The following is a 24,766-nucleotide window of genomic DNA, read 5'->3' as shown; positions in this document are numbered from 1 at the left end:
GCCCCTGGCCCAGCGGGTCAGGGGCGCTGCACCGTCACTTAGCGGCTTCCAGACGGATGCCGCGCACCTCGACCTCGTCGCCGGGCTTGAAATGCTTGCCCGGGGAACGGAAGCGCTGCACCGAACCGTCATCCATCTTCACCATGTAAGCCGGTTCGGCGAGACCGCTGGATTGCTGCGCGGCGCTGCCGCCAAAGTAGCCCGCGGCAGCGCCGGCCACGGCGCCAATGGGGCCACCAATGGCGCCGAGCATAAGCCCGGTCATGCCGCCGGACGTTTTGCCGACAGTGGTGTCAGGGACTTCGGATATCACTTCTGCGGCAAAAGTGACGGGCGAGGAGAGCAGGGCAAGGCACAGGGTGATGCTGGGGACTTTCATGGGGGTTCCCTTCGTATGGTGGATGGCGAAGGGGAATGGTCATTTTTCGTGCCAGTAATCAAACCCATGCAAATCAGTAGGTTGGGTTTTCAAGTGTCATTTTGACCAGGGTGCGAATGACAGCAGTCGTTGTCATTCTGACTGGGGCCGGCTTTCGTAGGGTGGATGGCGCTTTTTTCACCCACACAACGGTGTCGGACCGGGTGCCGAATGGTCGTTTGGCACCTTTGTGGGAGCGAATTCATTCGCGATTGAAATCGCTCCCACAGGAGCCCTCAGAGCTTGATCAGCACCGACTTCAGCTCGGTGTAGTGCTCGATGGCCGCCGCGCCCATCTCGCGGCCGACGCCGGAGAGCTTGTAGCCGCCGAAGGGCAGGGCCGGGTCCAGGGCGCTGTGGCAGTTGACCCAGACCGAGCCGGACTTGATGCGCGGAATCATCTTGTGTACCGCCGACAGGTCGTTGGACCAGATGCTGGCGCCCAGGCCATAGGGGTTGTCGTTGGCCATGCGCACCACCTCGTCGATATCGTCGAAGGGCATGGCCACCAGCACCGGGCCGAAGATTTCTTCCTGCACCAGGCGGTGCTGCTGGTCGACGTCGACGATCACGGTCGGCTTGACGAAGTAGCCGGGGCCGAAACCTTCGCCGCCGCAGGCGATGGTGGCGCCCAGTTCGCGGCCGAGGTTGATGTAGCCGGTGACGCGGTCTTGCTGCTTGGCGGAGACCAGCGGGCCCATCTGCACGCTGGGGTCCAGGCCGTTGCCGAGCTTCATGCCGTTGGCGATGCCGGCGATGTCGGCGACCACGTTGTCGAAGTGCTTGCGGTGCACATAGAGACGCGAGCCGGCGCAGCACACCTGGCCCTGGTTGAAGAAGATCGCGCTGGCGGCGCCGGCGGCGGCTTCGGCGAGGTTGGCGTCGGGCATGACGATGGTCGGTGACTTGCCGCCGAGTTCCAGGGTCACGCGGGTCATGTTGTCCATGGCCGCCTTGCCGATCTGCTTGCCCACCTCGGTGGAGCCGGTGAAGGTCAGCTTGTCCACGCCCGGATGGCGGGTGAGGGCGACGCCGGCATTCAGGCCGGTGCCGGTGATGACGTTGAACACCCCGGCCGGGTAGCCGGCTTCCAGCACCAGTTCGGCCAGCTTGAGGGCGGTCAGCGGGGTTTCATCGGCGGGCTTGAGGATCACGGTGCAGCCGGTGGCGAGCGCCGGGCCGAGCTTCCAGCAGGCCAGCAGCAGGGGGAAGTTCCAGGCGACGATGGCGCCGACCACGCCCACCGCTTCGCGGCGGATGTAGCCGTGAAACTGGTCGCCCGGCATCAGCGGCAGGGACGGGTCGACCGTGGTGCCTTCGATCTTGGTGGCCCAGCCGGCCATGTAGCGGAGGAAGTCGATGGCCAACTGCACGTCCATGACCTGGGCCACGGCGGCGCTCTTGCCGTTGTTCAGGCATTCCAGTTCGGCCAGTTCCTGGGCATCGCGCTCCATCAGGTCGGCCAGGCGCCACAGCAGGTTCTGCCGCTCGCGCGGACGCATGCGGCTCCAGGCGGAATCATCGAAGGCCTGGCGCGCGGCCTGCACGGCGCGGTCCACATCCTCGGCGGTGGCGGAGGGCACCTCACCGAGGATTTCGCCGGTGGCCGGATTGCGGAAACTCATGGTGTTGCCGCTGGCGGCGTCCTGCCATTGGGCACCGATCAGCATCTTCAGCTTGCGATTGAGGAAGGCTTGGGTCTGGGGAAGGACGGGCAGGTCAGCGAGCATGGGGGGAAAGCCTCTGTTCATTGAAGTTGTACCCGGCTTTCGCAACCCCCATGCCAAGGCCGTTAATAAAACATAAGACTATGATTTAAAAAGAATTTAATGGTGTTATTCGATCGTCGTCGAAAGCCTCGCTGTTGCACTTTGAGACTCGCTGAGACGGGCCTGGAACAGTCGCAGTGTCTACCTTTACTGGATGCTGCGTGGTGCAGTCTCAGCGTGGAACAGTCTGTCGCGAAATTAGACGCCGGGGTCCACCGTCAGCATTCCCGCCAAGCCTGATTTTTAAGGCTAAATCGTTGTTATAAAAAGACTTTCATTGGCATGGCACACATTATGTATTTGCCGTGACAACTGCACCCGCTCCGCCGTGGGGTGCAAATCATAAGAACAACACCGTGGAGGTCTGACCTTGAAGACGACTCGACTCCGGCAGCACGCGGGCACCCTGGCACTGGCCATGGCGTCCCTGATGTTCGCCCAGGCCCATGCAGCGGAGGAGGGTCCTGCCCTCCTCAAGTCCAAGTGCATGGGTTGCCATATCCCCGAAGGCAACGATTCCTACAGTCGCATCAGCCACCAGCGCAAGACCCCAGAGGGCTGGCTGATGAGCATCGCGCGCATGCAGGTGATGCACGGCCTCAAGATCAGCGACGATGACCGCCGCACCCTGGTCAAGTACCTGGCCGACAAGCAAGGCCTGGCGCCGAGCGAGACCGAGGGTGTGCGCTACGCCATGGAGCGTCGGCTGAACACGGTTGAAAAGTTCGACGACCAGCTGAGTCAGACCTGCGGTCGCTGCCACTCGGGTGCCCGCGTCGCCTTGCAGCGCCGCCCGGCCAAGGAGTGGGAACACCTGGTCAACTTCCACCTCGGCCAATGGCCGTCCCTCGAGTACCAGGCCCAGTCCCGCGATCGTGACTGGCTGGACCTCGCCCTCAAGGAAATGGTGCCGGAACTGGCCAAGCGATTCCCGCTTGAAGACAAGGCCTGGGCCGACTGGCAAAAGGCCAAGCCCAAGGCTGATGCCCTGCCGGGGCAGTGGAGCTTCAGCGGCCATATGCTGACCAAGGGTGATGTGCGCGGCGTGATGACCGTGACCGCCGATGAAGGCGACACCTTCAAGGTCGAGGTGAAAGGCCAGTACGCCGACGGCACGCCGTTCAACGGCAGTGGCTCGGCCATTCTCTACAACGGCTACGAGTGGCGCGGCAACGTGAAGGTTGGCGAGACCAACCTGCGCCAGGTATTCGCTGCCCTGAACGGCGAGATGAAAGGTCGCATGTTCGAGGCCGAGCATGATGAGCGTGGCCTGGACTTCAGCGCCGCCAAGGAAGGCAGTGCCAAGCTGCTGGCCGTGCAGCCCGCCTTCATCAAGGCTGGCAGCGAAGCGGAACTGACCTTGGTGGGCAGTGGCCTTTCCGGTACTCCGGACCTGGGTGCCGGTGTCGAAGTGGTGAAGGTGCTGGAAGTCACCCCGAAACAGCTTCGCGTCAAGGTCAAGGCCGCAGCCGATGCGGCACCGGGCGTGCGCAGTGTGGCACTGGGCAAGCTCAATGGCGTCGAGTTGGCCGTCTACAAGGACATCGCCGAAGTGAAAGTGGTGCCCGAGTTCTCCATCGCCCGCGTGGGTGAGAACGGCGGCTCCACGCCCAAGGTTCAGGGCCGTTTCGAGGCCGAGGCCTGGGGCAAGGGCGCCGACGGCAAGCCCTACCGCATCGGTTACCTGCCGGCGAAATGGTCGGTGGAGCCTTTCGACGAGCGCGCCAAGGAAGACGAGGACGTGAAGTTCGCCGGCGTAATGCAGAAGGACGGTGTGTTCATCCCTGGCGGCGCCGGTCCGAACCCGGAGCGCAAGATGATGACCAACAACGCTGGCAACCTGAAGGTGATCGCCGAGCTGGAAGAAGGCGGCCAGAAGGGCGAAGGCCACCTGATCGTCACCGTACAGCGCTGGAACAACCCGCCGCTGCCGTAGCCGGCAGTGGCTCGGGCGGGTTCGTCCCGCCCGGATTCGCAACGACGATTGGGCAAATTTCCGGGAGGTCGCCATGGGCGCAATCTTGAATCTGGTCGAACGCAACCTGCACGAAGTGCGGGTGGATGCCGACCGCATGCTGTTCCACATCCCGAGCAGCTCGCTGTTCGCCGCCGACGAAATCACCGGCGGCATCATCGACGCGCTGCGCCAGCAGAGCTGTTCGTCCGAGGATCTGGTGCAACGCCTGGCCGGGCGTTTCGCCGGGCAGGACATCGATGAAACCCTGCGCGAGCTGATCGCGCTGGAAGTGGTTAGCGACGGCTCGCCGCTGACGCCGGAAATCGGCATCAGCAAGGTGGAGCGCACCGCGCTCAACACCGTGGTGCTGAACGTCAACACCGGCTGCAACCTGAGCTGCACCTACTGCTACAAGGAAGACCTCGACAAGCCTTCCGCCGGCAAGAAGATGGGCGCGGAAACCGCCGAGGCTTCGGTGGAAATGCTGCTCAAGGAGTCGCCCGACGAGGAGCGCTACAGCGTGGTCTTCTTCGGCGGTGAGCCGCTGTCCAACCGGCCGCTGATCGAGCACATGGTGGACTACTGCGAGCGTCGATTCGCCGAGGCTGGCAAGCAGGTGGAGTTCATCATGACCACCAACGCCACGCTGCTCACCGAAGAGATCATTGACTACCTCAACAAGCATCGCTTCGGGTTGTCGGTGAGCATCGACGGGCCGAAGACGGTGCACGACCGCAATCGCATCACCGTGGGCGGGCAGGGTACCTATGACGTGGTACGGCGCAAGGTGGATCTGCTGTTGTCGCGCTATCGCAGCCGCCCGGTGGGCGCGCGGGTGACCCTGACCCGTGGCATTACCGACGTCGAGACCATCTGGAACCACCTGTTCAACGAACTCGGTTTCGCCGAAGTCGGTTTCGCTCCGGTCACCTCCGGCGACATGGCGAACTACAACCTGACCAGTGAAGAACTGGTGGAGGTCTTCGCCAACATGAAGGCCCTCGGTCGTCGCTACCTGGAGGCAGCGTTGGAGCACCGCAACATCGGTTTCTCCAACCTGCACCAGTTGATCACCGACATCCACGAGGGCCACAAGAAGGCGCTGCCTTGCGGTGCTGGCCTGAAAATGCTGGCGGTGGACCACAAGGGCGAGCTGAACCTCTGCCACCGCTTTACCGGTTCCAGCCTGCCGACCTTCGGCAACGTGCACAGTGGCGTGAAACAGGTCGAGCTGAACGATTTCCTCTCCCAGCGCCTGGACCGCAGCGGTACCGGCTGCGACACCTGCCGCATCCGCAACCTGTGCTCCGGCGGCTGCTACCACGAGAGCTACGCCCGCTACGGCGACCCCACTCATCCGACCTATCACTACTGCGAGCTGATGCGCGACTGGGTGGACTTCGGCATCGAAGTCTACAGCCGCATCATGGCCGTCAATCCGGCCTTCCTCAGCAGCTACATCTCCCCGCGGAAGGCGCACTGACATGAAACATCTGAAGCCGCTCAACAACAAAGCGCAAATGCTCGAAAAAGCCGCAGCCGAAGATCGCATCGAAGAAGTCATGGCCATGAGTGCGGTGGCCGGTTGTACCGCCACCACTGACCCGGGTTGGGAAGTGGACGCCTTCGGCGGCGTCGCCTCGCTCTGCCAGCCGATGGAAGCGGACCTCTACGGCTGCTCCGACCCTTGCTGGTGGCCGGCCCAGGTGCCCGACATGATGAGCACCTACCAGGACTGGAACGCCCAGGCGACCAACTCGCAAGAGGACTGGCGCAACCTCGGCACCGTATTCCCGAAAGACAAATGACCGGCGACAAGAACAAGAGGGGAAACCACATGAAACTCAAAGCCATCGCCAGCCTGGCGACCGCTGTCGCCGGACTCGCACTGGGCACCAGTGCCTGGGCCGCGGATGAAGCAGGCCCGGCACTGAAGTCCGGTCATGAATACATGATCGCCACCAACTACCCGAACAACCTGCACGTGGTCGATCTGGCCAGCGACAGCCTGTACAAGACCTGTCGCCTGCCCGACGCCTTTGGCCCCGGCACCGCGATGATGGCGCCGGACAAAAAGACCGCGTTCATCCTCAACAACCACTTCGGTGACCTGTACGGCATCGACCTGGACAGCTGCAAGACCGTGTTCCACGCCAAGCTGTCGCGCAATCCGGGCGAGAAGGTGCGCTCGATGTTCTCCTTCGCGCTCAGCCCCGATGGCAAGGAGCTCTACACCACGGTCAACCCGACCCAGATGATGAGCGACCACTACGTGGTCAAGCAGCCGCGCCTGGAGGTCTTCCGCACCAGCGACGGCCTGGATGCCAAGCCCGTGCGCAGCTTCCCGATGCCGCGCCAGGTCTACCTGATGCGCGCCGCCGATGATGGATCGCTGTTCGTCGCCGGGCCGGACATCTACAAGATGGATGTGAAGACCGGCAAGTACGAGGTGGCGGTACCCGGCCGCAACTGGCAGCGCCCGCTCTACAGCGCGCCGGACGTCCTGTACTTCTGGCCGCACCAGACACCGCTCCACGAGTTCTCGATGCTCTACACCACGGCCAAGTTCAAGGACGAGAAACAGGACCTGGCCACCGCCGACTTCATCTATGGCTTCGTCAGCATCGACCTGAAGACCGGCAAGGCCACCGTCCAGGACTTCGCGCCGCTGACCGAGCTGTACTTCACCGGACTGCGTTCGCCGAAGGACCCGAACCAGATGTTCGGCGTGCTCAACCGCCTGGCCAAGTACGACATCAAGGAGCAGAAGCTGATCAAGGCTGCCAACCTGGATCACTCCTATTACTGCGTCGCCTTCAATACCAAGGGCACCAGGCTCTACCTGGCGGGCACCTTCAATGACATCGCGGTGTTCGATCCGGATAGCCTGGAGAAGATCAAGAACATCAAGCTGCCGGGTGGCGACATGGCGATCACCACGACGCAGGTATTCGTGAGGTAAGGGCCAGACCTTGTGGGAGCGAATTCATTCGCGAAAGGGCAGCGAAGTTACCCCGCGCAAATTGGCTGGCTGGACTTCAACCCGCTCCGCGAATTAATTCGCTCCCACAGAATGGTCAAGGCCTGACCATCGGTGCCCGACGACCGAACCCATATCCGACCAATGAGTCACTAGACAGGAAAACCGGCTTTATTTACCTTTACGTTTACGTAAAGGTAAATAAAGCCCAGTACGTGCCCGGCCTCTCTGCCGTAGTTGGAGGCCAGTTGATCTGAGTCGATCCCAGCACAAAGACAAGAAGGGAAAGCCATGAATCACCAGAGCTACACCCGGGGGAGGCAGGACAAAGACCTGCTCGCCATGACCATAGGCGCGGCATTCGATGCCACCGTTGCCCAGTTCCCCGAGCGCGAGGCGCTGGTAGTCAGGCATCAGGGCCTGCGCTACAGCTGGAAGGAATTGGCCGAGGCAGTGGATCGCCACGCCCGCGCATTGCTCGCGCTGGGCCTGAACAGTGGCGACCGTTTAGGGATCTGGGCGCCCAACTGCGCCGAGTGGTGCATCACCCAGTTCGCCAGCGCCAAGATCGGCGCCATCCTGGTCAATATCAACCCGGCCTACCGCAGCAGCGAGCTGGAGTACGCGCTCAAGCAATCCGGCTGCCGCTGGGTGATCTGCGCAGATGCCTTCAAGACGTCCGATTACCACGCCATGTTCCTCGGCCTGGTGCCGGAACTGGCCGCTGCCGAGCCGGGCAGCCTGAATTGCGAGCGCCTTCCGGAACTGCGCGGCGTGGTCAGCCTGGCCGCTAACCCACCGTCTGCATTCCTGCCCTGGGCTGCACTTCAGCAGAAGGCGGGCGAGGTGAGTGACCAGACCCTGGCCGAGCGTCAGGCCAGCCTGCAGTTCGATGACCCGATCAACATCCAGTACACCTCCGGCACCACCGGATTCCCGAAAGGCGCCACCCTCAGTCACTACAACATTCTCAATAACGGCTACATGGTCGGCGAGAGCCTTGGCCTGACCGAGCAGGATCGCCTGGTGATCCCGGTGCCGCTGTACCACTGCTTCGGCATGGTGATGGGCAACCTGGGCTGCGTGACCCACGGCTCCACCATGATCTACCCGGGTGACGCTTTCGACCCGCTGACCACCCTGCGTGCCGTGGCAGAGGAGAAGGCCACTGCGCTCTATGGCGTGCCGACCATGTTCATCGCCGAACTGGATCATCCGCAGCGTGACGAGTTCGACCTTTCCAGCTTGCGTACCGGCATCATGGCCGGCGCCACCTGCCCGATCGAAGTGATGCGCCGGGTGATCAACGAGATGCACATGAGCGAAGTGCAGATCGCCTACGGCATGACCGAGACCAGCCCGGTGTCCTTGCAGACCGGCCCGGATGACGAGCTGGAACTGCGGGTGACCACCGTCGGCCGCACCCAACCGCACCTGGAGAGCAAGATCGTCGACGCCGAGGGCAGGATCGTCCCGCGCGGCACCATCGGCGAACTCTGCACCCGTGGCTACAGCGTGATGCTGGGCTACTGGAACAACCCGCAGGCCACCACCGATTCCATTGATCCGGGTCGCTGGATGCACACCGGCGACCTCGCCTCCATGGATGAGAATGGCTACGTCTGCATCGTTGGCCGCAGCAAGGACATGATCATTCGCGGTGGCGAGAACGTTTACCCCCGCGAGCTGGAGGAGTTCTTCTTCACCCACCCGTCGGTGGCCGACGTGCAGGTGATCGGCATTCCCTGCAGCAAGTACGGAGAGGAGATCGTTGCCTGGATCAAGTTCCACCCCGGCCACACCGCCACCGAAGACGAGCTGCGTGCCTGGGCCAAGGAGCGTATCGCCCACTTCAAGGTGCCGCGCTTCTTCCGCTTCGTGGATGCCTTCCCGATGACAGTGACCGGCAAGATCCAGAAGTTCCGCATGCGCGAGATCAGCATCGAGGAACTGACCCCGACGAAGGACGGCAAGGTGACGGCGATTCGGTAGGGCCGTTGGGCAGAACTCTTCGCTCTTTTGTAGGTGCGAGTTCTTTCGCCAAGCGGGACACAGTCCTGCCATTCGGAACCCCATGGGGCAGCTGCGCTGCCCTTGGCGAATGAATTCGCCCCCACAGGTAAAGCCCCTACAATGCTGCATCGCCGGAAATCAGCACCAAGGGAGACCATGACAGGCACGTCTGCCGAGAAAGGCACCATCTCAGTCCGCCTGGTTCACGAAGCCCTGCTGGAATTGCGCCAGCGGGGCTTCGACGATTCGGGGCTGCTGCACCAGGCCGGCATTCCCGCCGAGCTGCTGGCCAAGCCCTATGGACGCGTGTCTTCGCAACTCTATGGAGCGCTCTGGCTGCTGATCGCGCAGACCATGGACGACGAATTCTTCGGCATGAATCCGCGGCGGATGAAGTCCGGCAGCTTCGCCTACATGACCCGCGCGGCGGTGAAGGAGCCCACGGTGGGCGCGGCATTGGAGTTGTCGCTGCGCCTGTTCGAGCTCATCTTCGACGGCCTCTCGCCTCATCTTGAATGTCGCGGGGGCCTGGCGGAGATCACCCTGGAGGAACCCGAAGGCCAGCAATGCCGTGCGTTCAGCTACTTCACCTTGTGGCTGATGATCCACGGCCTGATGTGCTGGCTGGCGGGGCGGCGCATTCCCATTCTCGGTGTCGACCTGCGCTGCGCGGTGCCGGACTACATCGAGGACTACCGGGTGATGTTCAGCACCAACCTGCGCTTCTCCCGCCAGCAGAGTCGCCTGCTGTTCAACGCTGACTGCCTGGAGCTGCCGGTACGCCGCAGCAGCCGCGACCTCAAGCGCTTCCTCGGTGGCTTGCCGGCGAACATCCTGGTGCGCTACCGCGACCCGCAGAGCCTGGCGGCGCGCATCCGCGCCTACCTGCGCAGCATCAAGCCCGAGCGCTGGCCGGATGTGGAGGCGTTGTCCAGCCACTTCTATATGGCGCCTTCCACGCTGCGCCGCAAACTTTCGCTGGAGGGTCAGTCCTACCAGGGGCTGAAGGACCAGGTACGACGCGACCTCGCTATCGCGCGGCTGGACAACGGCGAAGGCAACTTCACTGAACTGGCCTTCGAGCTGGGTTTCGCCGATACCAGCGCCTTCTACAAAGCCTTCAAGAAATGGACCGGTTCGACACCGGGCCAGTACCGCTCATTGATCCATCCCGACTCAAGTTGAAGGTGTTATCTGCCTCTATTTCAAAGGCGCGCGACGTCCGCGCCCAATCGCCGACTCGAAGTACACAGGACCCTTGCCCATGCCCCTCAACCGACTTTCCATCCAGTGGAAGATCACCCTGCTGGCCGGCCTCTGCCTGCTGGCCATCGTTGCCGTGCTGATAGGCATATCGCTCTATCGCATGGGTGCGGGCACCGCGCTGGTCAAGGCGAACAGCGCGCAGATGCTGGAAGCGTCGGCCCGCGAGCGCATGGAGGGGGAGGGCAAGGTGCAGGCGCTGACCATCCAGCGATACTTCCTGTCGGCCTATCAGGACGGTCTCAATTTCTCCCGCCAGGTACTGCAGCAGCGGCGCCAGGCGCAGAAACTGCAATTGGACAGCCAGGCCCTGCGCGAGGACCTGCATCAGCAAGTGAAGGAAGCGCTGCAGGCCAATCCCCAACTGCTCAGCCTCTACCTGGTGTTCGAGCCGAATGCCCTTGACGGCAACGATGCGCTCTACGCCAACCGCGCCGAACTCGGCAGCAACGAGGTGGGCCGTTTCTCCACTTACTGGGCCCAGCGCGGCGGCAGCCTGAACAGCCTCGCACCGACCGAGGTGATGATCAGCGATGCCACGCCGATGCTCGATGGCAGCCCGTTCAATACCTGGTTCAACTGCCCGAAGCAGACCCTGAAACCCTGCCTGCTGGACCCGTACTTCGACGACGCCTCGGGCCAGAAGACCTTGATCACCACGCTCACCTTCCCGGTGATCGAGGACGGCAAGATGCTCGCGGTGGTCGGCATGGATATCAGTCTGAGCAATCTGCAGCAGCTGGCCAGTGCCGGTAGCCAGGGTTTGTATGAGGGCCAGGGTGCCATCAGCATCCTCAGTCCCGCCGGTCTGCTCGCAGGCCATAGCGCAGACGCCGGCCTGCTCGGCCAGGGCCTGGCCAAGGCCTACCCGAACGAAGCCTCCGTGCTGCTTGGCCTCCAGCGCGAGGGAAAGGCCCACGAACAACAGGCGAATGACCACCTGCAAGTACTCGCGCCGCTGCAGCCGATTCCGGAATCCAAAGCCTGGGCGGTACTGCTGGACGTGCCCCTGCCGACTCTCCTGGCGCCGGCCCTGGAGCTACAGAATGACCTGGACGCTCGCAATGCCCAGGGCACCTGGCTGGAACTGCTGTTCGGCATTGCCGCTGCCGTCACCGGCCTGCTGCTGGTATGGCTCACCGCCCGTGGCGTGACCCGGCCGATCCTCGGCGTGGCCAGTATGCTGAAGGACATCGCCAGTGGCGAAGGCGACCTGACCCGCCGCTTGGACTACGCCCGCCAGGACGAACTGGGTGAACTGGCCGGCTGGTTCAACCGCTTCCTCGACAAGCTGCAGCCGATCATTGCCGACGTGAAACGCTCGGTGCAGGACGCCCGCAGCACCGCCGACCAGTCCGCCGCCATCGCCAGCCAGACCAGCGCCGGCATGCAGCAGCAGTACCGCGAAGTGGACCAGGTGGCCACCGCCTCCAACGAGATGAGCGCCACCGCCCAGGACGTCGCCCGCAGCGCCGCCCAGGCCGCCGAAGCCGCGCGGGGGGCCGACCACGCCACCCAGGAAGGCCTCGGCGTGATCGGCAAGACCACCAGCGCCATCGAGCAACTGGCCAGCGAAATGAGTGCGGCCATGGAAGAGGTGCAGGCGCTGGCCAACAGCAGCGAGCAGATCGGCTCGGTGCTGGAAGTGATCCGCGCCATCGCCGAGCAGACCAACCTGCTGGCGCTCAACGCGGCCATCGAGGCGGCGCGTGCCGGCGAGGCCGGCCGCGGCTTCGCGGTGGTGGCCGATGAAGTGCGCAACCTGGCCAAGCGCACCCAGGACTCGGTGGAGGAAATCCGCCAGGTGATCGAGGGCCTGCAGAACGGCACGCGCGAGGTGGTCGGTTCGATGCACAGCAGCCACCGCCAGGCCCAGGGCAGCGTCGAGCAGGTGGAACAGGCGGTGACTGCGCTGCAACGCATCGGCGAAGCGGTGACGGTGATCACCGACATGAACCTGCAGATCGCCAGCGCCGCCGAGGAACAGAGCGCGGTGGCCGAGGAGATCAACCGCAACGTGGCGGCGATCCGCGACGTCACCGAATCGCTCTCCGGCCAGGCCGAGGAGTCCGCCCAGGTCAGCCAGGCGCTGAACCGCCTGGCCAACCACCAACAGGGGCTGATGGCGCAATTCCGCGCCTGACCTCCCTCACCCCCACCCCTCTCCCAGAAGGCGAGGGGTGACGCGCGCCGGCGACTTCATACCAGCCAGCAACGCTCCGCTCTTCTGTCGGGGCGATTTCAATCGCCAAGCAGGCCGCAGTCCTGCCCTTCGCGAATCAATTCGCTCCCACAAGGTGCTTCTTCACCTGGTGCGATCCTGTCAAATCCGCTCATCCAGGTTGATGCCTTTCGACATTGCCGCAATCGGTCCTCGGCGCGACCATCCCGGTACTCCAACAAAAACAACCTGGGAGCCCATCCGATGCGCGATTACTTCACCGCTGCCGACGAGTTCGACTACGCCAGCGCCGCCTCCGCCACCCTGGCGGGCGATCTCGACGCCCTGAATGCCTGTGTCGAGTGCTGCGACCGCCATGCCGAACCGGGGCGCGTCGCGCTGGTCTGGGAGGGGCGTAACGGTGAGCAGGCCACCTGGACCTTCGCCCAGCTCAAGGAGGCCGCGGCTCGCTTCGCGAACCTCCTGCATGCCCGTGGCGTGCGCCCCGGCGACTGCGTTTCAGGCATGCTCCCGCGTACCCCGGAACTGTTGATCACCATTCTCGGTACCTGGCGTGCAGGCGCCGTCTACCAGCCGCTGTTCACCGCGTTCGGCCCCAAGGCCATCGAGCACCGGGTGCAGGGGGCAGGTTCGAAGCTGGTCGTCACCGATCTTGCCAACCGTCCGAAACTGGATGAGGTGGCGGACCTGCCGCAGGTACTGACTGTCGGCGACGACTTCTGGGCTGAGCTGGAACGCCAGGCGGACAGCTTCGAACCGGTCCTGCGCAAGGCATACGATCCGTTTTTGCTGATGTTCACCTCTGGCACCACCGGCCTGGCGAAACCGCTAGCCGTGCCGCTCAAGGCCATCGTCGCCTTCGTCAGCTACATGCGTGATGCGGTCGATCTGCGTCCGGACGACAAGTTCTGGAACCTGGCCGATCCGGGCTGGGCGTACGGCCTCTACTACGCCGTGACCGGTCCTCTCGCCATGGGCCACGCCACCACCTTCTACGAAGGCGGCTTCACCGTTGAAAGCACCTGCCGGATCATCCGCGAGCATGGCATAACCAACCTGGCCGGCTCGCCCACGGCCTATCGCCTGCTGCTGGCTGCCCGCGACGAGGTGGAGGCCGCGATCAAAGGCAACCTGCGTGCCGTCAGCAGCGCCGGTGAGCCCCTGACCCCGGAAGTGATCCGCTGGTTCGCCGAGGGCCTGGGCTGCACCATCCACGACCATTACGGCCAGACTGAATTGGGCATGGTGCTGTGCAACCATCACGCCCTGGAACACCCGGTGCGCCTGGGGGCTGCCGGCTTCGCCATGCCCGGCCACCGTGTAGTGGTGCTGGATGAGCAACATCGCGAACTGCCTGCCGGCCAGCCCGGCGTCCTGGCACTCGACATGCCGCGCTCGCCGCTGTTCTGGTTCCCCGGCTACCAGGGCATGGCCACCAAGGCGTTCGTCGGTGACTACTATCTGAGTGGTGACACCGTGGAGCTGAATGACGACGGCAGCATCAGCTTCGTCGGTCGTGCTGATGATGTGATCACTACCTCCGGCTACCGGGTCGGTCCATTCGATGTGGAAAGTGCGCTGATCGAGCACCCGGCGGTGATCGAGGCTGCTGTCATTGGCAAACCCGATCCGGAGCGCACCGAACTCGTCAAGGCCTTCGTCGTGCTGCATGCCGGCCACAACGCCGATGCCGAACTGGCCGACGTTCTGCAGCAATACGTGCGAAAGCGTCTGTCCGCCCATTCCTATCCGCGCGAGATCGAGTTCGTCGCGGAATTGCCCAAGACCCCGAGCGGCAAGATCCAGCGTTTCCTCCTGCGTAACCAGGAGATCGCCAAGGCCCAGGCGGCCGCCGCCAACTGAACCCCGAGGAGTAGCAATCGTGCGTATCGAGAATTCCGTTTTCCTGGTGACCGGCGGCAGCTCCGGTCTCGGCCTGGCCTCTGCCCGTGAGCTGGTGGGGCAGGGCGGCAAGGTCGTGCTGGTGGACATCAATGCCGACGCCGGCAACGCCCGCGCCGAAGAACTGGGCGCCAACGCCCGTTTCGTGAAGGCCGACATCACCCGTGAAGAAGACGCTCGCGCCGCAGTGGCCGTCGCTGTAGAGGCCTTTGGCGGACTGCACGGGCTGGTCAATTGTGCTGGCGTCGCGCCGGCCGAGAAGATCATTGGGCGCAACGGCGCCCACGGGCTGGACAGCTTCGCCCGGACCATCAGCATCAACCTCGTCGGCAGCTTCAACATGCTGCGTCTGGCCGCAGAGGCCATGGCACAGGGTGAACCCAACACCGAAGGCGAGCGCGGTGTCATCATCAACACCGCCTCGGTTGCGGCGTTCGATGGGCAGATCGGCCAGGCGGCCTATTCCGCATCGAAGAGCGGCGTGGTCGGCATGACCCTGCCAATCGCCCGCGAGCTGGCGCGCCACGGCATCCGCGTGATGTGCATCGCTCCCGGTATCTTCGAGACTCCGATGATGGCCGGCATGCCCCAGGAAGTGCGTGATTCCCTCGGCGCTTCCGTGCCGTTCCCGCCGCGCCTGGGTCGCCCGGCCGAATACGCCGCGCTGGTTCGCCACATCGTCGAGAACGCCATGCTCAATGGCGAAGTCATCCGCCTCGATGGCGCCATTCGCATGACCGCCAAGTAAGGAGAACGCCATGAACGGGGATTCCATCGTTATCGTCAGCGCCGTCCGCACCGCCATGGGCGGCTTCCTCGGTGACTTCAAGGACATGACTGCAGCGCAACTGGGCGCCGCCACCAACCGTGCCGCGCTGGAGCGTGCCGGCGTGCAGGGCGAAGCCGTGGACGAGGTCATCATGGGCTGCGTATTGCAGGCCGGCCAGGGCCAGGCCCCGGCGCGCCAGTCCGCTCTTGGCGCGGGCCTGCCACAGGGCGTGGTCTGTTCCACGGTGAACAAGATGTGCGGCTCGGGCATGAAGACCGTGATGCTGGCCCACGACCTGCTGCGTGCCGGCAGTGCCGACGTGGTGCTGGCCGGCGGCATGGAGAGCATGTCCAATGCGCCCTACCTGCTGGAACGTGCCCGCACCGGCTACCGCATGGGGCACGGCAAGGTGCTTGACCACATGTTCCTCGACGGTCTGGAAGACGCCTACGACAAGGGCCGCCTGATGGGTACCTTCGCCGAGGATTGCGCGAAAGCCTATGGCTTCACCCGCGAGCAGCAGGACGCCTTCGCCATCGCCTCGCTGACCCGCGCGCAGAAAGCCATGGCCGACGGCCGCTTTGCCGCCGAAATCGTTCCGGTGGAAGCGAAGTCCGGCCGTGATGTGGTGACCATCAGCCAGGACGAGCAACCGCCGAAGGCGCGCCTGGAGAAGATTCCTACCCTCAAGCCGGCATTCCGCGAGGGCGGCACCGTCACCGCAGCCAACTCCAGCTCCATTTCCGATGGCGCGGCGTCGCTGCTGCTGATGCGCCTGTCCGAAGCGGAAAAACGCGGCCTGACACCGCTGGCCCATGTCGCGGGTCATGCGTCCTTCGCCCAGGCGCCGAACCTGTTCACCACCGCACCGGTGGGCTCCATCCAGCGTCTGCTGACCCGCACCGGCTGGAGCCTGAACGAGGTGGACCTGTTCGAAGTGAACGAAGCCTTCGCCGTGGTGCCCATGGTCGCCATGCGCGACCTCGATATCTCCCACGACAAGATCAACGTCCATGGCGGCGCCTGCGCCCTGGGCCACCCCATTGGCGCCTCCGGGGCGCGGGTGCTGGTGACCCTGCTCAATGCGCTGACCCAATACGACCTCAAGCGTGGCGTGGCTTCGGTGTGCATCGGTGGCGGTGAAGCCACTGCAGTGGCCATCGAGCGAATCAGCTGAAGGAAGCGACCATGATCCCCTCCGAAGACGAAATCCAGATCCGCGACATGGCCCGTCAATTCGCCCAGGAGCGGCTGAAGCCGTTCGCCGCTGATTGGGACCGCGAGCACCGCTTCCCCGCCGAGGCCATCCACGAGATGGCCCAGTTGGGCTTCCTCGGCATGTTGGTGCCGGAAGAGTGGGGCGGTGCGGCCACCGGCCACCTGGCGTATGCCATGGCGCTGGAGGAAATCGCCGCTGGCGATGGCGCCTGCTCCACCATCATGAGCGTGCACAACTCGGTGGGCTGCATGCCCATCCTCAAGTACGGCAGCCAGGAGCAGAAGGAGCGATTCCTGCGTCCGCTGGCCTCGGGCGAGATGATCGGTGCCTTCGCGCTCACCGAGCCCCAGGCCGGTTCCGACGCCAGCGACCTGCGCACCCGTGCCCGCCGCGATGGCGACCATTACGTACTGAACGGCGCCAAGCAGTTCATCACCTCGGGCAACCATGCGGGGATGGTGATCGTCTTCGCCGTGACCGATCCTCAGGCCGGCAAGAAGGGCATCAGCGCCTTCATCGTGCCCACCGATACCCCCGGCTACCAGGTGGTGCGGGTGGAGGACAAGCTCGGCCAGCACGCTTCCGATACCTGCCAGATCCAGCTTGATGAGGTGCGGATTCCGGCCTCCCTGCGCCTGGGCGAGGAGGGCGAGGGTTACCGCATTGCCCTGTCCAACCTGGAGGGCGGGCGTATCGGCATCGCTGCTCAGTCCGTCGGCATGGCCCGCGCGGCCTTCGAGGCGGCGCGCGACTACGCCCATGAACGCAAGACCTTCGGCAAGCCGATCATCGAGCACCAGGCAGTGTCCTTCCGCTTGGCCGACATGGCCACCCAGATCGCCGTGGCGCGTCAGATGGTTCACCACGCCGCCAGCCTGCGCGAAGCGGGCATGCCCTGCCTGACCGAGGCCTCAATGGCCAAGCTGTTCGCATCGGAGATGGCCGAGAAGGTCTGCTCCGCGGCCATCCAGACCCTGGGTGGCTACGGCTACCTGAAGGACTTCCCGGTGGAGCGTATCTACCGCGATGTGCGCGTGTGCCAGATATACGAAGGCACCTCCGACGTGCAGCGCATGGTGATCGCCCGCAGCCTCTGAGCTTTGGGGCAGCTGCGCTGCCTTTGGCGAATGAATTCGCCCCTACAAGACTCCACATTCCTGTAGGGGCGAATTCATTCGGCAATCGGCCCGCAGCGCCGACCTCCCTTTCTCTTCAGGAATTCGATATGACCTACCAGACCCTGCTGGTGGAGCAGGCCGGCGCTGTCGGCCTGATCACCCTCAATCGCCCCGAGGCGCTGAACGCCATCAACACCCAGCTCATCGACGAACTGAACCAGGTACTCGATGGCTTCGAGCGGGACGCTGCCATCGGCTGCGTACTGATCACTGGCTCCGCCAAGGCCTTCGCGGCAGGGGCGGACGTCAAGGAAATGGCCGAACTGTGCTTTCCCGGTACCTACCTCGATGATTTCCTCGGCCGCTGGGACCGCGTGGCGCAGCGTCGCAAGCCGATCATCGCCGCCGTCGCCGGCCACGCCCTGGGTGGCGGTTTCGAGCTGGCGCTGATGTGCGACTTCATCATCGCCGCGGACACGGCTCGCTTCGGCCTGCCTGAAGTGAAGCTGGGGGTGATTCCGGGGGCGGGTGGTGTCCAGCGGCTGACCCGCCTGGTTGGCCGCGCCAAGGCCATGGAGATGCTGCTGAGCGGACGCAGCATGGAGGCAAGCGAAGCCGAGCGTTGCGGGGTGGTTGCGCGGGTGGTGCCGTCCGCCGAACTGCTGGACCATGCCCTGGACAGCGCCCACCGCATCGCCGCGCAGTCACGCACGGCGGTGATGATGCTCAAGGAGTGCGTGAACCGGGTGGACGAAGGTTCGCTGGGGGAAGGATTGCGCTTCGAGCGGCGGCTGTTCCAGGCGGTATTTGCCACGCCGGATCAGAAGGAAGGCATGGGTGCCTTCATCGAGAAGCGCAAGCCGGAGTTTGGGCGGTGAGTCCAATCAGGGCGCAGTCTCTGTAGGGGCGATTTCAATCGCCACGCAGGTCGAAGACCTGTCCTGCAATGCCGAAGGGGGCAGCTACGCTGCCCTCGGCGAATGAATTAGCCCCTACAGGTTCTTCAGGCCCGTTCCTTCTGCTCCTGCGCCGTCACCTGCTGGCAGATTTCGATGATCTGCTCGCGCATCCAGCGGTTGGCCGGGTCCTGGTCGGTGCTTTCATGCCAGTAGAGGTGAGTTTCCAGCGCGGGCACGTCGTGCACCGGCAGGTCCACGTAGTGCAGATCCTGGCGGCGGGCGAAACGTTCCGGGACAGTGATCGCCAGGTCGGTACCGTGCAACACGGTGGAAGCCATCAGGTAGTGCTGCGAGCGCAGGGTCACCTTGCGTTGGATACCCATCTTGCCCAGTGACAGGTCCACGTAGCCCAGGCCGCTGCGGCGGCTGGAAATGTGGATGTGTGACAGCGAGAGGTACTCGTCCAGGCTGATCTTGTCCTTGGCCAGCGGGTGGCCACGGCGCATGGCGCAGACGTAGCGGTCTTCCATGAGCTTGACGTGACGCACCTGCGGGTCGGTGTTCAGCGGGGCGTCCACGGCGAAGTCCAGGCGGCCTGCGGCCAGTTCCTTGGTGGTTTCCCGGCGCTTGGCCAGGAAGCTTTCGATCTGCACCGTGGGCGCCAGTCGGCGCAGGCGCTGGAACAGCGGCGGCAGGATCACCGTCTCGGTGAGGTCGGTCATGCTGATGCGGTAGGTCTTGTTCGCCTGCAATGGGTTGAAGGTGCGGCTTTCCTGTACCGAGACGCGCAACAACTGCAGGGCATTGCGCACCGGACCGATGATGTTCTGCGCCATGGGCGTGGGCACCATACCCTGGGCGGTGCGCACGAACAGCGGGTCGTTGAAGGTCTCGCGCAGGCGGGCGAGGGCGTTGGAGACGGCAGGTTGGGTGATGCCCACGATCTGGCCGGCGCGGGTCAGGTTGGCCTCGGTATAGATGGCGTCGAAGACGATGAAGAGGTTGAGGTCTACCTTGTTCAAATTCATGCCGGGCGTGCTCCTGAAAGTTGTTTTTATCAGCGGATCATATATCGGTGATGAATGTTCATAGATGCCGAAAATAGACTAGGGAAATCTTACGCCCTGTTCTAGCATCCTTACCAGACCTCACAAACAGACCCGCAAAAAGGTAGCCCCGCATGGATTTCGCCTATTCCCCGAAGGTCCAGGAACTGCGTGAACGCGTCACCGCATTCATGGACGCCTATGTCTATCCGGCCGAGCCGGTATTCGAGCAGCAGGTTGCCGAAGGCGACCGCTGGCAGCCCACTGCGATCATGGAAGAGCTGAAAGCCAAGGCGAAGGCGGAAGGGCTGTGGAACCTGTTCCTGCCGGAGTCCGAGTACGGCGCCGGCCTGACCAACATGGAGTACGCGCCGCTGGCTGAGATCATGGGCCGCTCGCTGCTGGGCCCGGAGCCGTTCAACTGCTCCGCGCCGGACACCGGCAACATGGAAGTGCTGGTGCGATACGGCAGCGAAGAACACAAGCGCCAGTGGCTGGAACCGCTGCTGCGTGGCGAGATCCGCTCGGCGTTCGCCATGACCGAGCCGGGCGTGGCTTCTTCCGACGCCACCAACATGGAAGCGCGCGCTGTGCGCCAAGGTGACGAGTGGGTCATCAATGGCCGTAAATGGTGGACCTCGGGTGCTTGCGATCCGCGCTGCAAGATCCTCATCTTCATGGGCCTGTCCAACCCGGATGCGCCGCGCCACCAGCAGCACTCGATGATCCTGGTGCCCCTGGACGCTCCCGGCGTGAAGGTCCTGCGCCCGCTGCCGGTATTCGGCTATGACGACGCGCCGCACGGCCATGCCGAAGTGGTCTTCGAGAACGTCCGAGTGCCCTACGAGAACGTATTGCTGGGAGAAGGCCGTGGCTTCGAGATCGCCCAGGGCCGCCTCGGCCCGGGTCGTATCCACCACTGCATGCGCTCCATCGGCATGGCCGAGCGCGCCCTGGAACTGATGTGCAAGCGCGCCGTCAGCCGTACCGCCTTCGGCCGTCCGCTGGCCCGCCTGGGTGGCAACGTCGACAAGATCGCCGACTCGCGGATGGAGATCGACATGGCCCGCCTGCTGACCCTGAAGGCGGCGTACATGATGGACACCGTCGGCAACAAGGTGGCCAAGAGCGAGATAGCCCAGATCAAGGTCGTCGCGCCCAACGTCGCCCTGCGGGTGATCGACCGCGCCATCCAGATCCACGGCGGCGCCGGTGTTTCCAATGACTTCCCACTGGCCTACATGTACGCCATGCAGCGCACGCTGCGCCTGGCCGACGGCCCGGACGAAGTGCATCGTGCAGCCATCGGCAAGTTCGAGATCGGCAAGTACGTGCCGAAGGAAATGCTGCGCAGCGGTCAGTGATCGCCTGAAATGAAAAGGCCCGCATTATGCGGGCCTTTTCGTTTCTCACATCCATCGTTGATGCGCCGGTCGTATCAATCCTTCTCAGGCACCGGGTTCCTGGCCTTCAGCCAGCCCATCCGCAGGTGCAACTGGGCGGCGAATGCGCGGGCGGCCAGTTCCTCCTGGAAGGTCAGGCTGCGATGCCCAAGGCGCACCCGCCAGTAGACACGGCCGCTTTTCTCGAAGGGTTCGATCCGCACTTCATCCATGTTTCTCCAGGTCTCCCGAGGCTTTGGCCGGGCGGTCGCGTGTTTTCAACAGGGACAGGAGCACGCCGCCGGCAAGTAGACCGAAGGTTACGCCAAGGGACAGCAGCGGGGGAATCTTGCCGATGAATCCGTGCAGGAAAATCTTGCCGCCGATGAAGATCAGTACCAGGGCCAGGGCGTACTTCAGGTAGACGAAGCGGTGCATCAGTGCCGCAAGGGCGAAGTACAGGGCACGCAGACCGAGGATGGCGAAGATGTTCGAGGTGTAGACGATGAACGGGTCCTGGGTGATGGCGAATATCGCCGGGACGCTGTCCACCGCGAATACCAGGTCAGCCAGCTCGATCAGCACCAGGGCCAGGAACAACGGTGTGGCGTAGAGCATGGGCTTGCTCTCGCCAACCTGCTTCAGACGCACGAAGAAGTGCGAGCCATGCAGATCGTCGGTCACGCGGATGTGGCGGCGGACGAATTTCAGCACCGGGTTGTTGGCGAGGTCCGGGTGGGCCTCTTCCCTGGTGAAAAGCATCTTCACGCCGGTGAACAGCAGGAAGGCGCCGAACACGTAGAGGATCCAGTCGAACTCCTTCACCAGCGCGCTACCCAGACCGATCATGATGGCGCGTAGCACCACCACGCCGAGGATGCCCCAGAACAGCACGCGGTGCTGATAACGGCGAGGGATGGCGAAGAAGCCGAAGATCATGGCCATGACGAAGACGTTGTCCATGGACAAGGACTGTTCGACCAGGAAGCCGGTGTAGAACTCAAGGGCGCTCTGTGCGCCCAGCTCGAACCACACCCAGACGCCAAACAGCACACCCACGCTGAAATAGCCGCCATAGAGCAGCAGGCTTTCGCGTACCTCGATTTCGTGCTGGTCACGGTGCAGCACCCCGAGGTCGAAGACCAGCAAGGCGAGGACTATTGCGAGGAAGACGAGCCACAACCAGGTGGCGGTGCCGAGGAAGTCGGCTGTGAGAAACGCGTGCAGAGCTGCCATGAGCCCCTCCTTATGTCGTTGATGAAACGTGACTCCGACATGGCGGCTGGCAAGCCGTCAGAGGGGCCCGGCGTCACATGGGAAAGCCTACCGGTGGCCGGGTATGGGAGGAACGGAGCCGCTGTAACAATTCTTTGCCCCTTGTGAGAAATCTCCAAGAATTGCATGCGAATGAATCATAAGTGCAGGTGTAAACAATTACTATTTGATGGTAATTTCCGCATCCGCCGTCAGATGCGATCGCACCTGCACGGTTGACGGTGCGAATGCGAGTGACGTGCACCGCACGAAAAAAGAAGAAGACCGTTGGTTAGCCAGCCAACAAGACAGACCATCCAAGGGGTTTGAGAGTGCAACAGCAAAATGCGTTCAATGTGACGGAAACGGCTGGGGATGCCGGTGTCGCGCGGCTCAAGCGTCATCCGTTGTCCGTGGCGATCCTGGGCGTGGCCCTGGCGTTGCAGGCAGTTGCAGTGCTGGCCGAAGAGCAGGAAGGCAACGGATCGCTGGAACTGGTGGCTACGTCCATCACCGATAACCGCCTCGGGGAAACCACCGAGGGTACCGGTTCCTACACCACCGGCTCGACGCGTACCGCCACAAAGTTGTCGCTGTCGCCTCGCGAGACTCCGCAGTCGATCAGCGTCATCACCCGTCAACAGATGGATGACCAGAACCTGACCAGCATCGGCGATGTGCTGTCGAAGACTCCCGGCATCACCATCAACAAGCTCGACAGCAGCCGCGCCAGCTTCAAGTCCCGTGGCTTCGAGATCGACAACTTCCAGATCGATGGCATCCCGGCGGCTTTCCGCTTCGGCAACGGCATCGACCAGGCGGACATGGTGATCTACGACCGCGTGGAAGTCCTCAAGGGCTCCACAGGCCTGCTCAGTGGCTTCGGCAGCCCCTCGGCCACCGTCAACCTGGTGCGCAAGCGTCCGACCAAGGAACTCTCCGGCTACATCTCCGCCGGCGCTGGCAGCTGGGATACCTACCGCAGTGAGTTCGACATCGGCGGTTCGCTGACCCCGCAAGGCAACGTGCGTGGGCGTTTCGTCACCGCTTACGAGGATGGTCAGTCGTTCATGGATCATCTGTCCGAGAAGAAGCAGGTGTTCTACGGCATTCTCGAAACAGATATCACCGAAGACACTCTCCTGAGTGCCGGCGTCAGCCGCCAGACCAACCGCCCGGATGGCTCCTCCTGGGGCTCCTCGGTGCCGCTGCTCGACAGCAATGGCAACGAAATCAACATGTCCCGTTCGCACAATCCAGGCACCAAGTGGAGTCAGTGGGACAACACCACCGACAACGCCTTCGTGACCCTGGAGCAGCGCCTTGCCTACGACTGGATGGTGAAGGCCTCGATCAGTCGCACCGAGACTGATTCGCCCATCACCCTGGGTTCGGCCGCCAGCGGCAACCCGAATCCGGTAGACGGCACTGGCATGTTCGTCTGGCGCGGCAAGTACGACTACGAGACCAGCCAGAACGCCTACGACCTGTACGCCAGCGGTCCGTTCCAGCTACTGGGACGTGAGCATGAGCTGGTGGTCGGCCTGTCCCATCGCGACATTGAGTCGGACGAAACCAACTGGCCGTTCTTCTTCGACGCCGCGCCGAGCGTCTTTGGCTGGAACGGCGACTTCCCCGAGCCCGACTGGGGCAACCCGCAGTCCAAGGTCAAGACCGAGCTGAAAGAGTCTGCCGCCTACCTGACCAGCCGCTTCAAGCCGACCGACGATCTGTCGATCATCCTTGGCACCCGCGTTTCCAACTGGAAGATGGACAGCACTGGCACCGACCTGACCTCGGGCCAGAGCGCCAAGTTGCAGAGCCTGCGTGAAACCGGCGTAGTGGTTCCTTACGCCGGCGTGGTCTACGACCTCAACGACACCTACTCGGTCTATGCCAGCTACACCAGCATCTTCAAGCCTCATGAGAGTGAGCAGGATGCCAACGGCAAGGCCATCGAGCCGGAAGAGGGTGATGCCTACGAACTGGGCCTGAAGGCGGAACTCTTCGACGGGCGCCTTAACGCCAGCGCGGCGATCTTCGAGGTCAAGCAGGACAACCTGGCTGAAGAAATCGGCTTCGACCTGGCAACCAACAAGTCCATTTACCGAGCGGTGCAGGGCGCCAAGACCAAGGGCTTCGAGCTCGAAGTCGCCGGCGAGTTGATGCCGGACTGGAACGTGCAGGGTGGCTACACCCACCGTATCACGCGCGATGGGGATGACGACAAGATCTCCACCACCGAGCCGGAAGACATGTTCCGCGTGTCCACCAGCTACCGCCTGCCGGGCCAGTTCAACAAGCTGACCATCGGTGGTTCGGCCAGCTGGCAGAGCAAGATCTGGAAGGACATCTGGAACCCGGCGACCAACGCCAGCGACTACGAGTACACCCAGGAAAGTTACTGGGTGCTGGATGCCATGGCGAAGTACCAGGTCACCGAACAGTTGTCCGTCACCCTCAACGGCAACAACCTCACCGACAAGAAGTACTTCAGCAACCTGGGCTTCTATGACGGTGGTTTCTACGGCGACCCGCGTAACTTCATGCTGACCACCCGCTTCGACTTCTGATGCGGCGAGGCCCCCCTCCCGT

At 63.4% G+C, this 24,766-nt stretch carries 19 protein-coding genes and 1 pseudogene; 15 read left to right on the top strand and 5 right to left on the bottom strand.

Going from position 1 to position 24,766, the window contains the following annotated elements:
- Window positions 1–34: 34 nt before the first annotated feature.
- Together D6Z43_RS07835 and D6Z43_RS07830 are read right to left on the bottom strand one after the other, a co-directional pair.
- Window positions 35–379, bottom strand: coding sequence for a hypothetical protein (locus D6Z43_RS07835; RefSeq protein ID WP_120651405.1), 345 nt, complete (start codon window positions 377–379; stop codon window positions 35–37).
- 275 nt (window positions 380–654) lie between these two features.
- Window positions 655–2,148: an aldehyde dehydrogenase gene (locus D6Z43_RS07830; RefSeq protein ID WP_120651404.1), complete on the bottom strand. Its 1,494-nt coding sequence runs from the start codon at window positions 2,146–2,148 to the stop codon at window positions 655–657.
- Between the two features lie 409 nt (window positions 2,149–2,557).
- On the opposite strand from D6Z43_RS07830, the gene peaA reads away from it, so the two are divergent.
- From peaA to D6Z43_RS07770, 13 genes and pseudogenes are all read left to right on the top strand, one after another.
- A complete protein-coding gene (gene peaA / locus D6Z43_RS07825) occupies window positions 2,558–4,123 on the top strand; it encodes a quinohemoprotein amine dehydrogenase subunit alpha (RefSeq protein WP_120651403.1) in 1,566 nt (521 codons plus the stop codon).
- A gap of 73 nt (window positions 4,124–4,196) precedes the next feature.
- Window positions 4,197–5,627 (top strand): quinohemoprotein amine dehydrogenase maturation protein, encoded by a 1,431-nt coding sequence (gene peaB / locus D6Z43_RS07820; protein WP_120651402.1) that lies wholly within the window; start codon window positions 4,197–4,199, stop codon window positions 5,625–5,627.
- Between the two features lies 1 nt (window position 5,628).
- A complete protein-coding gene (gene qhpC / locus D6Z43_RS07815; protein ID WP_028627367.1) occupies window positions 5,629–5,952 on the top strand; it encodes a quinohemoprotein amine dehydrogenase subunit gamma in 324 nt (107 codons plus the stop codon).
- A 29-nt stretch (window positions 5,953–5,981) separates the two neighbouring features.
- A complete protein-coding gene (peaD, locus tag D6Z43_RS07810; protein WP_120655215.1) occupies window positions 5,982–7,106 on the top strand; it encodes a quinohemoprotein amine dehydrogenase subunit beta in 1,125 nt (374 codons plus the stop codon).
- A 309-nt stretch (window positions 7,107–7,415) separates the two neighbouring features.
- Entirely contained in the window at window positions 7,416–9,116 is a 1,701-nt protein-coding gene (locus D6Z43_RS07805; protein ID WP_120651401.1) for an AMP-binding protein, read from the top strand.
- A 177-nt stretch (window positions 9,117–9,293) separates the two neighbouring features.
- Window positions 9,294–10,322, top strand: coding sequence for an AraC family transcriptional regulator (locus D6Z43_RS07800; protein ID WP_120651400.1), 1,029 nt, complete (start codon window positions 9,294–9,296; stop codon window positions 10,320–10,322).
- Window positions 10,323–10,401: 79 nt separating this feature from the next.
- Window positions 10,402–11,685: pseudogene (locus D6Z43_RS28730) on the top strand (HAMP domain-containing protein); the annotation flags it as partial.
- 102 nt (window positions 11,686–11,787) lie between these two features.
- Window positions 11,788–12,543, top strand: coding sequence for a methyl-accepting chemotaxis protein (locus D6Z43_RS28725; RefSeq protein ID WP_371924409.1), 756 nt, complete (start codon window positions 11,788–11,790; stop codon window positions 12,541–12,543).
- 282 nt (window positions 12,544–12,825) lie between these two features.
- Complete coding sequence (locus tag D6Z43_RS07790; RefSeq protein ID WP_120651398.1) at window positions 12,826–14,445, top strand: acyl-CoA synthetase; 1,620 nt, start codon at window positions 12,826–12,828, stop codon at window positions 14,443–14,445.
- Between the two features lie 19 nt (window positions 14,446–14,464).
- The gene (locus D6Z43_RS07785) at window positions 14,465–15,232 is read left to right on the top strand and encodes a 3-hydroxyacyl-CoA dehydrogenase (protein WP_120651397.1); all 768 of its coding nucleotides are present in this window, start codon (window positions 14,465–14,467) and stop codon (window positions 15,230–15,232) included.
- 10 nt (window positions 15,233–15,242) lie between these two features.
- A complete protein-coding gene (locus D6Z43_RS07780) occupies window positions 15,243–16,430 on the top strand; it encodes an acetyl-CoA C-acyltransferase (RefSeq protein ID WP_120651396.1) in 1,188 nt (395 codons plus the stop codon).
- An 11-nt stretch (window positions 16,431–16,441) separates the two neighbouring features.
- Window positions 16,442–17,569 (top strand): acyl-CoA dehydrogenase family protein, encoded by a 1,128-nt coding sequence (locus D6Z43_RS07775; RefSeq protein ID WP_120651395.1) that lies wholly within the window; start codon window positions 16,442–16,444, stop codon window positions 17,567–17,569.
- Between the two features lie 128 nt (window positions 17,570–17,697).
- Window positions 17,698–18,468, top strand: a complete 771-nt coding sequence (locus tag D6Z43_RS07770; protein WP_120651394.1) for an enoyl-CoA hydratase-related protein — start codon at window positions 17,698–17,700, stop codon at window positions 18,466–18,468.
- 125 nt (window positions 18,469–18,593) lie between these two features.
- Here D6Z43_RS07770 and D6Z43_RS07765 read toward each other — a convergent pair whose 3' ends face one another.
- Window positions 18,594–19,517 carry a LysR family transcriptional regulator gene (locus tag D6Z43_RS07765; protein WP_120651393.1) on the bottom strand — a complete coding sequence of 308 codons (924 nt, stop codon included), beginning with the start codon at window positions 19,515–19,517 and terminating at the stop codon, window positions 18,594–18,596.
- 152 nt (window positions 19,518–19,669) lie between these two features.
- Here D6Z43_RS07765 and D6Z43_RS07760 point away from each other — a divergent pair, with 152 nt between their 5' ends.
- A complete protein-coding gene (locus tag D6Z43_RS07760) occupies window positions 19,670–20,899 on the top strand; it encodes an acyl-CoA dehydrogenase (protein WP_120651392.1) in 1,230 nt (409 codons plus the stop codon).
- A 74-nt stretch (window positions 20,900–20,973) separates the two neighbouring features.
- On the opposite strand, the gene D6Z43_RS27830 is transcribed toward D6Z43_RS07760, so the two are convergent.
- A complete protein-coding gene (locus D6Z43_RS27830) occupies window positions 20,974–21,150 on the bottom strand; it encodes a hypothetical protein (protein ID WP_162945817.1) in 177 nt (58 codons plus the stop codon).
- Window positions 21,143–22,153, bottom strand: coding sequence for a TerC family protein (locus D6Z43_RS07755; protein WP_120651391.1), 1,011 nt, complete (start codon window positions 22,151–22,153; stop codon window positions 21,143–21,145). Before D6Z43_RS07755 ends, D6Z43_RS27830 begins: the two co-directional genes overlap by 8 nt.
- Window positions 22,154–22,503: 350 nt before the next feature.
- On the opposite strand from D6Z43_RS07755, the gene D6Z43_RS07750 reads away from it, so the two are divergent.
- Window positions 22,504–24,744, top strand: a complete 2,241-nt coding sequence (locus D6Z43_RS07750) for a TonB-dependent siderophore receptor (protein WP_256660969.1) — start codon at window positions 22,504–22,506, stop codon at window positions 24,742–24,744.
- Window positions 24,745–24,766: the final 22 nt, after the last annotated feature.

Source organism: Pseudomonas sp. DY-1, from assembly GCF_003626975.1.
In the GTDB taxonomy this organism is placed as follows: domain Bacteria; phylum Pseudomonadota; class Gammaproteobacteria; order Pseudomonadales; family Pseudomonadaceae; genus Metapseudomonas.
Note: the sequence above shows the minus strand (reverse complement) of the source record. Positions and strands in the feature narration are given on the sequence as shown.

Bases quoted from the DNA above. Each gene is read 5' to 3' on its own strand.
- D6Z43_RS07765 (WP_120651393.1), bottom strand. From the start codon at position 19,517: ATGAATTTGAACAAGGTAGACCTCAACCTCTTCATCGTCTTCGACGCC.
- D6Z43_RS07770 (WP_120651394.1), top strand. From the start codon at position 17,698: ATGACCTACCAGACCCTGCTGGTGGAGCAGGCCGGCGCTGTCGGCCTG.
- D6Z43_RS07755 (WP_120651391.1), bottom strand. From the start codon at position 22,153: ATGGCAGCTCTGCACGCGTTTCTCACAGCCGACTTCCTCGGCACCGCC.
- D6Z43_RS07835 (WP_120651405.1), bottom strand. From the start codon at position 379: ATGAAAGTCCCCAGCATCACCCTGTGCCTTGCCCTGCTCTCCTCGCCC.
- D6Z43_RS07805 (WP_120651401.1), top strand. From the start codon at position 7,416: ATGAATCACCAGAGCTACACCCGGGGGAGGCAGGACAAAGACCTGCTC.
- D6Z43_RS07830 (WP_120651404.1), bottom strand. From the start codon at position 2,148: ATGCTCGCTGACCTGCCCGTCCTTCCCCAGACCCAAGCCTTCCTCAAT.
- peaD (WP_120655215.1), top strand. From the start codon at position 5,982: ATGAAACTCAAAGCCATCGCCAGCCTGGCGACCGCTGTCGCCGGACTC.
- peaB (WP_120651402.1), top strand. From the start codon at position 4,197: ATGGGCGCAATCTTGAATCTGGTCGAACGCAACCTGCACGAAGTGCGG.
- qhpC (WP_028627367.1), top strand. From the start codon at position 5,629: ATGAAACATCTGAAGCCGCTCAACAACAAAGCGCAAATGCTCGAAAAA.
- D6Z43_RS07780 (WP_120651396.1), top strand. From the start codon at position 15,243: ATGAACGGGGATTCCATCGTTATCGTCAGCGCCGTCCGCACCGCCATG.
- D6Z43_RS07775 (WP_120651395.1), top strand. From the start codon at position 16,442: ATGATCCCCTCCGAAGACGAAATCCAGATCCGCGACATGGCCCGTCAA.
- D6Z43_RS07790 (WP_120651398.1), top strand. From the start codon at position 12,826: ATGCGCGATTACTTCACCGCTGCCGACGAGTTCGACTACGCCAGCGCC.
- D6Z43_RS07760 (WP_120651392.1), top strand. From the start codon at position 19,670: ATGGATTTCGCCTATTCCCCGAAGGTCCAGGAACTGCGTGAACGCGTC.
- D6Z43_RS28725 (WP_371924409.1), top strand. From the start codon at position 11,788: ATGCAGCAGCAGTACCGCGAAGTGGACCAGGTGGCCACCGCCTCCAAC.
- D6Z43_RS27830 (WP_162945817.1), bottom strand. From the start codon at position 21,150: ATGGATGAAGTGCGGATCGAACCCTTCGAGAAAAGCGGCCGTGTCTAC.
- D6Z43_RS07800 (WP_120651400.1), top strand. From the start codon at position 9,294: ATGACAGGCACGTCTGCCGAGAAAGGCACCATCTCAGTCCGCCTGGTT.